Annotated in this window: 11 protein-coding genes and 1 pseudogene; 11 read left to right on the forward strand and 1 reads right to left on the reverse strand. The window is 69.3% G+C overall.

Going from position 1 to position 13,304, the window contains the following annotated elements; translation table 11 throughout:
* Positions 1-87: 87 nt before the first annotated feature.
* The 5 genes from D477_RS17625 to D477_RS17645 all read left to right on the forward strand — a co-directional run bounded on the left by D477_RS17625 (position 88) and on the right by D477_RS17645 (position 4,005).
* Entirely contained in the window at positions 88-525 is a 438-nt protein-coding gene (locus tag D477_RS17625) for a pyridoxamine 5'-phosphate oxidase family protein (protein WP_005272802.1), read from the forward strand.
* A 12-nt stretch (positions 526-537) separates the two neighbouring features.
* Entirely contained in the window at positions 538-1,065 is a 528-nt protein-coding gene (locus D477_RS17630) for a pyridoxamine 5'-phosphate oxidase family protein (protein WP_005272803.1), read from the forward strand.
* A gap of 211 nt (positions 1,066-1,276) precedes the next feature.
* On the forward strand, positions 1,277-2,959 hold the full coding sequence (locus D477_RS17635) for a thiamine pyrophosphate-dependent enzyme (RefSeq protein WP_005272805.1): 1,683 nt from the start codon (positions 1,277-1,279) through the stop codon (positions 2,957-2,959).
* Positions 2,960-3,066: 107 nt separating this feature from the next.
* Entirely contained in the window at positions 3,067-3,369 is a 303-nt protein-coding gene (locus tag D477_RS17640) for a hypothetical protein (RefSeq protein WP_005272807.1), read from the forward strand.
* A gap of 15 nt (positions 3,370-3,384) precedes the next feature.
* Positions 3,385-4,005 (forward strand): L-threonylcarbamoyladenylate synthase, encoded by a 621-nt coding sequence (locus D477_RS17645; protein WP_005272808.1) that lies wholly within the window; start codon positions 3,385-3,387, stop codon positions 4,003-4,005.
* 110 nt (positions 4,006-4,115) lie between these two features.
* Here the strand turns inward: D477_RS17645 and D477_RS17650 are convergent.
* Positions 4,116-5,905 (reverse strand): annotated as a pseudogene (locus D477_RS17650) (NAD(P)-binding domain-containing protein).
* 164 nt (positions 5,906-6,069) lie between these two features.
* On the opposite strand from D477_RS17650, the gene D477_RS17655 reads away from it, so the two are divergent.
* The 6 genes from D477_RS17655 to D477_RS17680 form a co-directional block, all read left to right on the forward strand.
* The gene (locus tag D477_RS17655; RefSeq protein WP_237740825.1) at positions 6,070-7,464 is read left to right on the forward strand and encodes a GAF domain-containing protein; all 1,395 of its coding nucleotides are present in this window, start codon (positions 6,070-6,072) and stop codon (positions 7,462-7,464) included.
* A gap of 91 nt (positions 7,465-7,555) precedes the next feature.
* The gene (locus D477_RS17660) at positions 7,556-8,119 is read left to right on the forward strand and encodes a hypothetical protein (RefSeq protein WP_005272812.1); all 564 of its coding nucleotides are present in this window, start codon (positions 7,556-7,558) and stop codon (positions 8,117-8,119) included.
* A gap of 80 nt (positions 8,120-8,199) precedes the next feature.
* Positions 8,200-8,751, forward strand: a complete 552-nt coding sequence (locus tag D477_RS17665) for an RNA polymerase sigma factor (protein WP_005272813.1) — start codon at positions 8,200-8,202, stop codon at positions 8,749-8,751.
* Positions 8,748-9,632 carry a hypothetical protein gene (locus D477_RS17670; RefSeq protein WP_005272816.1) on the forward strand — a complete coding sequence of 295 codons (885 nt, stop codon included), beginning with the start codon at positions 8,748-8,750 and terminating at the stop codon, positions 9,630-9,632. Before D477_RS17665 ends, D477_RS17670 begins: the two co-directional genes overlap by 4 nt.
* Positions 9,633-9,722: 90 nt before the next feature.
* A complete protein-coding gene (locus tag D477_RS17675; protein ID WP_005272818.1) occupies positions 9,723-11,444 on the forward strand; it encodes an alkaline phosphatase D family protein in 1,722 nt (573 codons plus the stop codon).
* Between the two features lie 61 nt (positions 11,445-11,505).
* Positions 11,506-13,304, forward strand: a 1,799-nt coding sequence (locus tag D477_RS17680; protein ID WP_005272820.1) for a PEP/pyruvate-binding domain-containing protein, incomplete at its 3' end; no start/stop codon positions are given.

Raw genomic sequence — 13,304 nt, forward strand, 5'->3', positions numbered from 1 at the left:
GGCTCCAGCCGGCTCCGGCGGCTCCGGCCGGCTCCAGCGGCCCGGTCTCCCCTACCCAACAAATGCGCCGCGTGGCAGAGTGGCGGCATGACCGAAATCCCGCAGGTGCCGGATTCCGAACATCCCACGCAGGTCCTCACGGAAGCAGAGTGCTGGCAGCTGCTGGCCGGCACGCCGCTGGGGCGGCTGGCGGTGACCTGCCGGAACGAGCCGGACATCTTCCCGGTCAACTTCTGGCCGCACGGAAGCACAGTGCTGCTGCACGGCTCGCGCCACGTGCGCTCCGCCGTCGGGCAATCCAGCCCCCACGTAGTGCTGGAGGCGGACGGCCGTGACGCCGGGACGGTGTGGAGCGTGATGGCCAAGGGCACGTTCCGGCAGGTTGGCCGGCCTGAAGCGCAGGAACTCGTGCAACAGCGGCAGCTGCGGCCCTGGACGTTCGGGCCCGAATGCATCTACCTGGAACTGCGGCCGGACCGCGTCACCGGCCGGCGCATCGCCGTCGGACCGGAAGAGCGCTACTGAAAGGAGCCGGCCATGACCGAGCAGGACCGCCCGAGCCCGCACCGCCAGCCCTTCCTGGCCGGAGCCACTGCGCCGCCGGAGCCGGAGAACGGCCCGGAGGCTCCGCTGCCGGACATCCCCAGCGCGGACAACCCGGAGCTGGAACTGGCCCCTGACGAGTGCTGGGACCTGCTGATCGGCACAATGCTGGGCCGGCTCGCGGTCAGCGTCGCGGACCGTCCGGAGCTCTACCCGGTCAACTTCCTCGCCCACGACCGGCGCCTCCTGATCCGCACCAGCCAGGGCACGAAGCTCGCCGCGGCCGCAGTCAACAACAAAGTCGCGCTCGAAGCGGACGGCCGCTCGCTGCATTCGCTCTGGTCGGTGGTCGTGAAGGGCACCGCGCGCATCCTGGAGACTGAAGCGGAATTGACGACGGCGGCGCAGTTGCCGCTGCGGCCATGGACGGCTACCGCGAAAACCACCTACTTGGAGATCGTGCCGCGCTCGATCGCGGGGCGGCGGCTGGCGCTCGCCGAAGACTTCCGGCTGGAGAGGTAGGTTCCCGGCGCAAGGCGCGGAGCCGCCGTCGTTAAGCTACTTGCCGGTACTGTGCGGCCACTCACATTCATTACTGCTGTGTGTCCTGCCTCGCGGCGCGCGGTGGGCGCTTTGCTGTAACTTTTGCTCAACCGAGGCGAACGCAATTCATGCAACCGCACATTGACGCATCCCAGACATGTACTTGATCAATGGGGAAAGAGGACACGAAATGACCCAGACGGCCGCCGCCCAGACGGAGACTATGCCGCCGACCACACCGCTCCTGAAGTCGGCCGGGCATGTCATTGTCGACACGCTTGCGGCCCACGGCGTCGAGCGGACCTACGTTGTCCCGGGCGAGAGCTTCCTGGACGTGCTCGATGGCCTGCACGAGTCCTCCATCGAGACCGTGGTCTGCCGGCACGAGGGCGGCGCCGCCTACATGGCCGAGGCGGACGGCAAGATGAACCAGCTGCCCGGCATCGCGATGGTCACCCGTGGGCCGGGTGCGGCCAACGCCCATGTCGGCCTGCACACCGCGTGGCAGGACTCGACGCCGATGGTGCTGTTCGTGGGCCTGATCCCCTTCGAGCACCGGGACCGCGAGGCCTTCCAGGAGTTCGATATCAAGGCCTGGTTCGACACCGGCGCCAAGCGCGTCATGGTGCTCGACCACGCCGAGCGCGCCTCCGAGATCGTCGCCGAGGCAATGTTCGCCGCGATGAGCGGCCGGCCCGGTCCGGTGGTCGTTGGCCTGCCCGAGGACATCATCCGCCAGCAGATCGACCCGACGCTGCACCCGGCCATCCCGGTTGCCCCCGGCGGCATGACCGTCACGGACTGGAAGGCGCTCAAGTCCGCGCTGGAGGAGGCGAAGAAGCCGCTCTTCGTCACCGGCGGCAACGACTGGACCCAGGAAGGCGTCGACGACCTGACCAAGTGGCTCGAAGAGCACCACATCGCCGCCGCCGTCGAATGGCGCTGCGAAGGCAACATCCCCTTCAGCTCCCCCTCCTACGTCGGCCCGATCGGCTACGGCCGGCCCAAGCCGACCTACGACCTGCTCGAAGAGACCGACCTGCTGGTCTTCGTCGGCACCGTGCCGGGCGATGTGATCACCGATGGCTTCCTGGTCCGCCAGGACTGGTCCAAGAAGAACTTCCTGGTCACCATCGATCCGTCCCTGCGCGGCCGCTCCGGCCCGGTCTCCTGGCAGATCGTCTCCAAGCCCGACGTCTTCGTCCGCGACCTGGTCAAGATGGACCTGGACACCCGTCCCGAGTGGCAGGCGTTCACCGAGCGGATGCGCGGCGAGCAGGAGAAGTTCGCAGCGCTGCCGCCGGCCGAGCCGTCCGAGGGCCAGGCGAAGATGGACACTCTGATCGCCAACCTCGTGCCCACGCTGCCGCAGGATGCCGTCATCACCCTCGGCGCCGGTGAGCACACCAACTGGGCGCACCGCTACTTCCCCACCGAGCGCTACGCCTCGATGATCAGCGCACGCAACGGCTCCATGGGCTACTCCATTCCCTCCGCCGTCGCCGCCTCGCTGGCGCATCCCGGCCGCCGCGTCGTGACCATCGCCGGCGACGGCGAGTTCCTCATGAACGGCCAGGAACTCGCAACCGCCGCCCAGTACGGCGCCACCCCGCTGGTCATCGTGATGGACAACCAGGAATACGGCACCATCCGCACGCACCAGGAACGCCACTACCCCGAGCGCATCTCCGGCACCCAGCTGAAGAACCCGGACTTCGCCAAGATGGCCGAGGCCTTCGGCGGCTTCGGCGTGAAGGTCGAGCACGACGCCGACGTCCCGGCCGCCGTGCAGTCCGCCCTCAAGGCCATCGACGAGGACAAGACCTTCGCCCTCATCCACCTCGTGGTGGACCAGCGCGTCAAGGCGTACTAGCACCCTGCGGCCATGCCGGTCGGAAGGCGGGGAGCAGTTCAGTGGTGAACTGCTCCCCGCCTTGTTGTAGCTTGGAGGAAATTCCACCGGTACTTCAGGAGGCGTCCATGGACACCCACGCGGAGCACTTCGCCGTTTTCCAACCGCAGTCCGCCGGGGCCGCCGCGCCGCCGCTGCGGATCTACCGCGGCAGGCCGGGCCTACTCGGCGAGCAGCTGGCCGAGGCACTGGACAACCCGGAACTGCTGGAGGGCAGTTGGGAACTGGTGCACACGTTTGCTGGCCCCGCGGCAGACACGGACGACGCCGTAAGGCAGCTTAGCGGCGCATCCTTGCGGTTCGACCGGGGGAACCTGATCGAGGCAGGAGCGTGGCGGATCCTGCCGTTGTCCGGCTTCCGGACGAACTAACCGGGCCAAACCGCCATGGCGAGATATTTCGACGTCCACCCGCAGGACCCGCAGCCCCGCCTGCTCGGCCAGATCGTGGACCTGCTGCGGTCCGGCGGGCTGATCGCCTACCCCACGGACTCCTGCTATGCGCTCGGCGCTCAGCTGGGCAACAAGGACGCCCTGGAGCGGATCCGCACGATCCGCCACCTCGACGACAAGCACCAGTTCGCGCTCGTCTGCAAGGACTTCGCCCAGCTCGGGCAGTTCGTCCACATCGACAACAAAGTCTTCCGGAGCATCAAGGCCGCCACACCGGGCGCGTACACCTTCATCCTGCCGGCCACCAGCGAAGTCCCGCGCCGCATGCTGCATCCGAAGCGGAAGACCGTGGGCGCTCGGATTCCGTCGCACCGGGTCGTGCACGCCCTGCTGGAGGAGCTCGGCGAACCGCTGCTCTCCAGCACCCTGCTGCTGCCCGGCGAGGAGGAACCGCTCACCCAGGGCTGGGAGATCAAGGACCGGCTGGACCATCAGGTGGACGCGGTGGTCGACGCCGGCGAGTGCCGCCCGGAGCCCAGTACGGTGGTGGACTTTTCGAACGGGTACGCGGAGGTCACGCGGCGCGGCGTCGGGGACCCGGCCCGGTTCGAGTAAGCGGCGGCGGGCGTGCGCAGCCACTTCCGCCGGGGCCAGTCCTCGCGCCTCTTGACTAGGTACACGACGCCGGTGCCTCCTTCCCCAAAGGAGGCACCGGCGTCGTTGTTTTAGCGGATGTGGTGCGAGGGCTGCAGCTCATAGACGGGAGTGGGCAGGCCCTCCATCCGCGCCTTCAACTGCAGCGCGAGGTAGGTCGAGTAGTGCCGGCTCTGGTGCAGGTTGCCGCCATGGATCCAGAGATTCTCCACGTTGGTCGGCTTCCACATGTTCCGCAGCTCGCCTTCCCACGGGCCGGGATCCTTGGGAGTATCGGAGCCGTAGCCCCAGCACTTGCCCACCTGGTCGGCGACCTCGGGCGAGACGAGGTCCGCCAGCCAGCCGTTCATCGACCCGTAGCCGGTGGCGTAGACGATCAGGTCCGCCTCGAGTTCGGTGCCGTCCTGGAGCACTACGGCGTTGCCGGTGATCTTGTCCACCTGCCCGGAGGCGAGTTTCACCCGGCCGTCGATGACCAGCTGGGAGGCGCCTACGTCGATGTAGTAGCCGGAGCCGCGCCGCAGGTATTTCAGGAACAGCCCGGACCCGTCCACGCCGAAGTCCAGCTCGAACCCGGCCGCCTCCAGCTGGGAGTAGAACTCCGCGTCGCGTTCGGCCATCTGCTGGTACACCGGAATCTGGGCCTCGGGCAGGATCCGGTACGGCAGCGAGGCAAAGAGCATGTCGGCCTTCTCGGTGGTGATCCCGTTCGCCAGCGCCCGCTCCGAATACAGGTCGCCGAGCGCCAGGTCCATCAGCGACTCGCTGCGCGAGATGTGCGTCGAGGAACGCTGGACCATGGTGACCTCCGCGCCGTGCTCCCACAGGTCGGCGCAGATATCGTGGGCCGAGTTGTTCGAGCCGATGACCACGGCCTTCTTGCCGGTCCAGTCACCGCCGCCCGGATGCTGTGAGGAATGGTGCTGCTGCCCCAGGAAGGAGTCCGCGCCGGCGAACTCGGGAATGTTGGGATAACCCGAGACGCCCAACGCGAAAACCAGTTGCTTCGGGCGCAAGGTGACCGGTTCGCCGTCGCGCACTACCTCGACGACCCACTCCCCCGCGGACTCGTCGAACCGGGCCTTGGTGCACTCGGTGCCGGACCAGTAATTCAGCTCCATGATCCGGGTGTAGTGCTCCAGCCAGTCGCCGATCTTGTCCTTGGCGGCGAAGACCGGCCAGTCGTCCGGGAACTTCAGGTAGGGCAGGTGGTCATACCAGACCGGATCATGCAGGTGCAGGGACTTGTACCGGTTTCGCCAGGAGTCTCCCGGGCGCTGGTTCTTTTCCACCACAATCGTCGGCACGCCCAGCCGGCGCAGCCTTGCGGCAAGGCCGATGCCGCCTTGGCCGCCGCCGATGATCACGCAGTAGGGCTGCTCTTCGTAACCGAGCCTGGCTTCCCGTTCCTCCTTCAGTTCCAGCCAGGACTTCCGGCCGGCGTGATGCGGTGCTCCACACCTTGTTCGCGGTTCGGCCCCTTCTTCTCCTCGAAGCCTTTGAGCTCCTGCATAGTGGTCAGCAGCGTCCAGCACTTCCCATCACGCAGCCGCAGGTGGGCCCAGCCGCGGGCTGCCTCCGTTTCGAAATTGACCCAGGCCTCCACTGCCGTGCCGTCCCCGGCGGCTTCTTCGGCCAGGACCCAGCCGGAGGGCCGGACGTCAGCCAGCCTCGCTTCGAGCATCCGCCGGATTTCGGCCTTGCCTTCAAGGGTTTTCAGGTTCCAGGTGAAGGCGACGAAGTCGCGCCAGTAGCATTCGTCGCCGAAAAGCTCCAGCGCCCCATCTACGTCTCCGGCCTGCAGGGCCGCATCCAGTCCTGCCAGCCAGGCCTGGGCGACAGCACTAGGTGATTCCGCCATGTCCACTCCTTTGTGTCATTCGCTCGTATCCGCCAACGCTCGCAACAGCAGGCACTGGCCGTATGCTGGTGCGGAACGTGATCGACATCACTAGTACACGGCAGCGGGGGTTGCAGCGGCGTTACATGCAACCTGTGCCGCTGGCGATCGGAAGGGCAGCAGGCGTGGACTTTCAACAACGGGCAAGCGGCAGTCGCAGCAGGTTGGCCGCCCTGCCGGATCCCAGCCTGCGGTTCACCGCGCCGCATGAATACGCCCGGGTGCTGCGCGCCGCACATGAGCAGGTCCTGGACGGAGGACCCCATCGGCCGGAGATCCCGCCTGCGCTGCTTGCGTCATGGCAGCGCTCGATGACCTTGGGCATCAACCCGGACCAGCAAAGCCCCCGCCACCTGAATGAGCCTTCCGACGTCGTCGGCCTGCGCCGCACGCATCGACTGCAGGCCGCCATGCCGGCCCTGACCGACCTGCTGGCCGACGAAGGATCCGACGGGCGCCACCTGCTGATCGTGACGGACTCGGACGGCCAGGTGCTCTGGCGCAGCGGCAGCCGGAGCGCGCTGCGGATGGCGGATTCGCTGGAATTCGTCGAGGGAGCGGATTGGTCCGAAGCCGGCATTGGCACCAACGCCATCAGCGAAGCCCTCGCCACGGGCCGGCCCGTCCAGTTGTTCTCGGCCGAGCATCTCGTGCGCGCCCACCATGACTGGGCGTGCACGGCAGCCCCTGTCCGGGATCCCCGGACCGGCAGCATAGTCGGCGTGCTCGATGTCTCCGGCCCACTGGACGCCTTGACCAGAGACACGATGCGGATGGTCAGGTGCGCGGTGCGCGTCGCCGAGGAACTGGTGGCCAGGAACGACGGCGGTGCCCGGCTTTCGCCCGCGGCCGTGCGTCCCGGGAGCGGCAGCAGGCCGGATCGCGGCGGCGGGCAGGACGTTGCTGTCAGCTCGCTGGAACTGCTCGGCGAACGTCCGGCGGCGGTCTTCGAGGACGGCCGGCGCGTCCCGCTGACACTGCGCCGGGCCGAGATCCTGGCGCTGCTGGAGTCCCGGCGCCAAGGCTGGAGCGCCGACGAACTGGCCTTCGAGCTGTATGGCGACGCCGGCTCGCCGGCCACTATCAGGATCGAAATGCACCGGATCCGGGCCGCCCTTGGCGCCTTCGTCGCCTCGAATCCCTACCGCCTGAAGCCGGGTTCGGCACGGACCTCCGACGCGTTCCAGGTGCGGGAACTGCTGACCACCGGGCACATCCAGCAAGCAGTCGCCCGCTACACCGCCCCGCTGCTCAGCCGATCGGCAATGCTGGCTGTCGAAGAACTTCGCCTGGAACTCGACACCGCCGTCGCCGATTCCGTCCGGGCCAGTGGGTCAGTCGATGTTCTCGCGGCCTGGCTGGCCACCGATATGGGTGCCGGCGACACCGAAGCTCTCGCTGCACTGAAGCGGCTGGTGGGGCCGGACGATCCCCGGTACCTGGCCTTCCGGCCGCGCTCCGACCGGCTGGAGCGCAGCCTCCTTGAGGCCAGGCCGGAAAAACAATCACGAAAAGCGTAACCTTTCACCCTTCCGCCTCGATTAGGTGGGTGTACGGGCGCGCTGCAGGCCTCAGCCGCGGCGCCGCCGTCGACAACAATCGAGGAGATCCATGACCAACCGTTTCCGCACCCTGAGCCTGCCCGCCAAGGGCGCCGCACTGGCCGCCATCATCGCCGTCGGCGGAGCCGGCGCAGCCGTGGCCGCCCCGGCCCTGACCGGTGCCGCGGAGACCGAAAGCGCCGTCAGCACCCCGGCAACCCCGGCGGTGCCCGCTACCCCGGCCGTCTCCGCCGAGGACGCCGAGCAGGCTGTCTCCGCCGTTCCGGCCACCCCGGCTGTTCCGGCCGAGGCTTCCGCCGATGCCGACGTCGAAGCCACCGAGGACGGTGCAGCTGCCGAGGTTGAGGCCGAGGGCGAAGCTGCGGGCGCAGATGCCGGCGTTTCGGCCGAAGGCGGGATCGCTGGCGCCGAGGTCACCCCGGCCCAGCCCGCGACCCCGGCCGTTCCGGGCGTCGACGGCGCAGACACCATCCCGGCCATCCCGGCCGCTCCCCAGCTGCCCGAGTCCGCCAACGCGGACGCCCAGGCCAAGATCGACGCCCGCACCGAGGCTGCCGAACTGCGTGCCGAGGCCGGCGTCTCCATCTCCGGCAACGCCGAGGCCGGCAAGTAACCAACGGTCGTCGAGGAGGGCGCGGGCGTTACACTTGATGGCGCCTACGCCCTCCTAAGCGAACCTCCAAGGAACCTGTTTTGCCCGAAGCGCTTCCCGATGACGTGGTCACTGCCGCGCAGTCCGGAGATGCCGGCGCCTTCAGCCGGATCTACGCCGCGCTGGCTCCAGGGGTCCACGGCTACCTCAAGGTCCGCGGGCTCGAGGACCATGAAGGCGCCGCCCAGGAAGTCTTCCTTACGGTGTTCTCGCGGATCGGCACGGTGCACGGCGGTTTCCAGGGGCTGCGCACCTTCACTTTTTCCGTGGCGCACGCCCGCTACGTCGACGACGTGCGCCGGCGTGCCCGCTCCCCGCACCTCGCCGGCTACGACCCTGACACGGACGTGCGGGCGGTGGATTCGGCCGAAACCACGGTGTTGGAATCGCTCGGCAGCACCGGCATCGGGCAGCAGCTGCGGCAGCTGAAGCCGGACCAGCAGGAAGTGCTGCTGCTGCGCGTGGTAGCCGACCTGTCACTGGAGCAGGTCGCCGAAATCATGGGCCGGTCCACCGGCTCCATCAAGCAGCTGCAGCGCCGCGCGCTGCTGAAACTCAAATCGATCGTGGAACGGGAGGAGGCCCTGGTATGAACCGCACAGTGGTCAATAACGACGACGCCATCCGCCGCCTGCTGGACGAAGCCGGCGTGGAACAGACGGCTCCGCTGGCGGCCTCTTTGCTGGCGCTCAAGGCCGCAGGCAGCGAAGCCCCGGTGGCCGGCCCCTCGCCCGAACTGCTGGCTTTCATGGCCCCCGGGACCGGCGAAGTCCCCGGGACCGGGGATCTCCCCGAATCCGACCGCACCAACGTTGTGCCGTTCCGGCGCCGCCGCGGCGTCCGGGGCGCTGCCCTCGGCCTGGCCGTTGTGGCGGCTACCGGCCTGGGCGTCTCCGGCGTGGCCGCGGCGAACCCTGACTTCCGGTCCGCCGCCGGCAGCGCCGTCGAACAGGTGGTCCGCTTCTTCGATCCCTCCACCGGTAGCCAGCAGGCTGTACCCGCCGGCGACACCCGCGGCGGACCCGCGGACGGCTCGGCACATGGCTCAAGCGACGGCGCCGGCAGCCAGAACGGCGATGGCGCCGGTTCGGGCGAAGCCGGTGGCGCGGCATCCGGCAGCGGCGGATCCGGTTCCAGCAGCAGCGGACAGTCGGGCGCGCCGGAAGGCAGTGCTGCCGACGGCACCGGCAAGGGCACTACGGGAACCGGCGATGCTGCCGACCCGGCCCGGGTACCGGAGCACGCCGGCGGGGGCGCTCTGCCTGAGCCGGGCAGTGTCCCCAGCCGAACGGGCGAAACGGCGCAGAGGCTGCTGGAGGATGCCCGCGGAACGCAACCCTCCGGCGTCGTACCTTCACTCCCGGCGGAGGACGGGCTGCCCATGGACCCCGCGGTTCCCGGTGACGCCGGCCGAACCGTGCCGGACCTGTCCGCGGACGACCCGCGGCAGGACCCCTCCCTCCCCAAGGACTGAGGCCGTGCCTCGGCGGCAATTGGGCCGCGCCGGACAAATTCCGGCCGTTCGCGCTGGTTGAAGCGGGGGCCGAGCGGGTACAACTAGTGCATGGGAAAACCGGCGCTGGTCCTCGGCCCGATGATGCGGCATGTCGACCAGAGCTCGGCCAACATCTGGGTGGAGACCGGTAGCGCGGCCCGTGTAGTGGTCCGGGCCGGCACGCGCAGCTGGGAGGCCCGCACTTTCGCCGTCCACGGGCACCACTACGCCCTGGTCGAAGCGGACGGTTTGGAACCCGGTTCGACCACTCCGTACCAGGTGGAGATCGACGGGGCCCCGGTGTGGCCCGATCCGGACTCGCCCTTTCCCGCCCCGGTCATCGCGACCCTCGCGCCGGAGCGGCCGCTGCGGCTGGTCTTCGGCTCCTGCCGCACCAGCATCGACCACGGCCGGTCCGGCAACCGCACGCATGGGGTGGACTCGCTGCGCGCCTTCGCGCTCCAGCTGGCCCGCAAGCCCGAGCGGCGGCCGGACCTGGCACTCTTCCTCGGCGACCAGGTCTATGCGGATTCGACCACCAAGGAGATGCAGAAGTTCATCCGGGCCCGCCGCGACCTGAAGGAACCGCCCGGCAAGGAGCTGAAGGACTTCGAGGAGTACGCCGAGCTGTACCGGCTGGCGTGGTCCGACGAGGCCAACCGGTGGCTGTTCTCCACCGTGCCCAGCGCCATGATCTTCGACGACCACGATGTCCGCGACGACTGGAACGCCTCCCGGAGCTGGAAGCGGAAAATGGAGGCGACCTCGTGGTGGCACGAGCGGATCGTGGCCGGGCTGGCGTCGTACTGGGTGTACCAGCACCTCGGGAACCTTTCCCCTGAGCAGCGGGCGCAGGATCCGCTGTGGCAGAAGATCGCCGCGCACCAGGACGGCGCCGAGCTGGACCTGAGCGCCGATCTGGACGCCTTTGCCGAGCGCGCCGACAAGGAACCGCGCAGCTACCGCTGGAGCTACTGCCAGGACTTCGGCTCGACCCGGCTGATCGTGATCGACTCCCGCGCCGCCCGCGACCTGGATCCGGACCGCCGGGCGCTGGTGGACGACGACGAAATGGCCTGGTTCGATGAGCGGCTGCGCGGCGGGTTCCGCCAGCTGCTGATCGGGACGTCACTGCCCTTCCTGCTCCCGACGGGGCTGCACCATGTCGAATCCTGGAACGAGGCCATGAGTGAAGGCGCTTGGGGGCGGTTTGCCTCCGCTGTCGGCGAGCGCCTGCGCCAGGCCATCGACCTGGAGCATTGGGCCGCGTTCCAGAACAGCTTCCGCAAGGTCGCCGGGATGGTGCAGGAAGTGGCGGACGGGCGCCGCGGCCCGGCTCCGGAACTGATCGTCTTCCTCTCCGGGGACGTGCACTACTCCTACGCGTCCGAGGTCGAGCGCTCCACCGGCAGCCGGATTGTCCAGGCCGTCTGTTCGCCGGTCCGCAATCCGCTGCCCCTGGCGATGCGCTCCTTCACCGCGGTCATGTCCTACGGAATCGCCACTCCTGTGGGCGCGCTGGCGGCCCGCTCAATCAAAGTGCCGGACCCGCCGTTCGAGTGGAAAAACATCAAGGGCCCGTGGTTCGACAACAACCTGGCCACCCTCGAGGACACCCAGAGCGGCCTGTCCATCCGCTGGGAGACCGGCGAAGTGGACCACCGGGACTACCAGCATCCCCGGGTCCGCGAGGTCTCCGCCGTGCTGTTGGAGCCGCGCGGGAGTGCCGGCATGCAGCCGGCGGACCTGTCCCACGCCGATCCGGCGGAGCGGCACACTCCCCCGATCTGAGGCCTTGAGCTTGTCCGCAACACAGCCCTATAGTCGCGCTTACGGGAGGTGGCCGTTCAGCATGGGCACAGCACGGGACAGCGTAAGGCCGCCCGGCCCCGCCGCGGACCGGCTCACGGTGCCGCTGGCGGAAATCGGTGCCGGCATGCTGCGCGAAGCCGGCGGTAAGGCGGTCAACCTCGGCGTGATGCTGGCCTCGGGACTCCCGGTTCCGGACGGTTTCTGCCTCACGACGGCGGCCTACCGCCAGGTGGCGGCAGGGGCAGGGCTCGAGTGGCTGCTGGCTGCTGCTGGATCCGCCGCGGGCGAAACGGTCAGGCCGCGCGCAGCAGCGGAGATCGACGGGGAGCAAACCTCCGATACCCGGCTTGCGAAGCTTGCCCGGCAGGCCCGCAGCCAGCTGACCGCCGCGCCCGTTCCGGAGCACATTGAGCGCGAGCTCCGCCGCGCCTACGCCGGGCTGGGCGCCGATGTACCGGTGGCGGTGCGTTCCTCCGCGACGGCCGAGGACCTGCCGGAGGCAAGCTTCGCCGGCCAGCAGGACACGTTCCTCAATGTGGTCGGCGCCGAAGCCCTGCTCGAGGCCGTCCGCAAGTGCTGGGCTTCGCTCTGGACCGAGCGGGCGGTGGCCTACCGCAGCGCGAACGGGATTGGACAGCAGAAGGTGCGCCTCGCCGTCGTTATCCAGCGCATGGTGGACGCCACCGTGTCCGGGGTGATGTTCACGGCCAACCCGCTCACCGGGACCCGCGGCCAGACCGTGATCGACGCGAGCCCGGGGCTGGGCGAGGCGACCGTCTCAGGTGCCGTGAATCCGGACCACTTCGTGCTGGACAGCGCCACCGGGGAGGTCCTCGAGCGCACGCTGGGCGACAAGCAGGTGCAGGTCCGCCCTGCCTCCGGCGGGGGCACCGAACGACTGGCCGGCCCCGGCGACGGCGAGCCGAGCCTCACCCACCAGCAGCTGCACGCGCTGGCCGGGCTCGGGCGGGAGGCGCAGGAGCTCTTCGGCGAGCCGCAGGACCTGGAGTGGGCCATTGGGCCGGACGGCGTTACGTGGCTGGTCCAGTCCCGGCCGATCACCACGCTCTATCCGCGGCCGGAGGCGGACGAATCCACCCGCGCGTACCTCTGCGCGAGCCTGCTGCAGGGGCTGACCCGGCCGCTGACACCGATGGGCCTGTCCGCGTTCGAGGCCCTCGCCGCTGCCTACAAGCCGGCCGGCGGCGGCTACGGCGCGCCGGTCCCGTTCCGCTACCTGAGCGTCGGCCTGCGTTTGTTCGTGGACGTCACCCCGCTGCTGCGCAGTGCCGGCGGCCGGCGCATCCTCCCCCGCCTGATGAAGCTGGCGGATGACCGCTCCGTCGGCGTGCTGAAGCACCTCATGGCGGATCCGCGCTTCTCCGTCATCAAGGGCCGGCGCGTCCGCTCCCCCGCGCAGCTGCGCCGATCCATGCCCCAGCTGGTCCTGCTGCCGTCCATGCTGCACGCACTGTTCCGCCCGACAGCCGCCCTGCAGCGGGCCAGGCGGGCGGAGCGGGAGTTCGACCGCAAGCTGCAGCTGCCGGAACCGGCCACCGCGGTGCAGCGGCTGGACTTCGTCGAGCAGATGCTGACCCAGGAAGTCACGGACAACCTGCTCAAGCTGCTCCCGCCGCCGGCCGCCGGCTACCTCTGGCTGGGCCTTGCACGCTGGCTGCTCGGGCCGCTCGCGCAGCCGGGCGAGCTGCAGGCCGTGCTGCGCGGGCTGCCGCACAACGTCACCACCGAGATGGACCTGAAGCTGTGGGACACTGCCGCCGCGATCGGCCGGGACCCCGCCGCCGCGCAGGCCGTCCGCACCGGGGACCCGCAGGAGCT

Origin of the sequence: Arthrobacter crystallopoietes BAB-32, assembly GCF_000328305.2 — a bacterium.
Classification (GTDB): domain Bacteria; phylum Actinomycetota; class Actinomycetes; order Actinomycetales; family Micrococcaceae; genus Crystallibacter; species Crystallibacter crystallopoietes_A.

Excerpts from the sequence above, each read along its gene's own strand:
- D477_RS17625 (WP_005272802.1), top strand. The coding sequence starts at position 88 with ATGACCGAAATCCCGCAGGTGCCGGATTCCGAACATCCCACGCAGGTC.
- D477_RS17640 (WP_005272807.1), top strand. The coding sequence starts at position 3,067 with ATGGACACCCACGCGGAGCACTTCGCCGTTTTCCAACCGCAGTCCGCC.
- D477_RS17670 (WP_005272816.1), top strand. The coding sequence starts at position 8,748 with ATGAACCGCACAGTGGTCAATAACGACGACGCCATCCGCCGCCTGCTG.
- D477_RS17630 (WP_005272803.1), top strand. The coding sequence starts at position 538 with ATGACCGAGCAGGACCGCCCGAGCCCGCACCGCCAGCCCTTCCTGGCC.
- D477_RS17660 (WP_005272812.1), top strand. The coding sequence starts at position 7,556 with ATGACCAACCGTTTCCGCACCCTGAGCCTGCCCGCCAAGGGCGCCGCA.
- D477_RS17675 (WP_005272818.1), top strand. The coding sequence starts at position 9,723 with ATGGGAAAACCGGCGCTGGTCCTCGGCCCGATGATGCGGCATGTCGAC.
- D477_RS17635 (WP_005272805.1), top strand. The coding sequence starts at position 1,277 with ATGACCCAGACGGCCGCCGCCCAGACGGAGACTATGCCGCCGACCACA.
- D477_RS17645 (WP_005272808.1), top strand. The coding sequence starts at position 3,385 with ATGGCGAGATATTTCGACGTCCACCCGCAGGACCCGCAGCCCCGCCTG.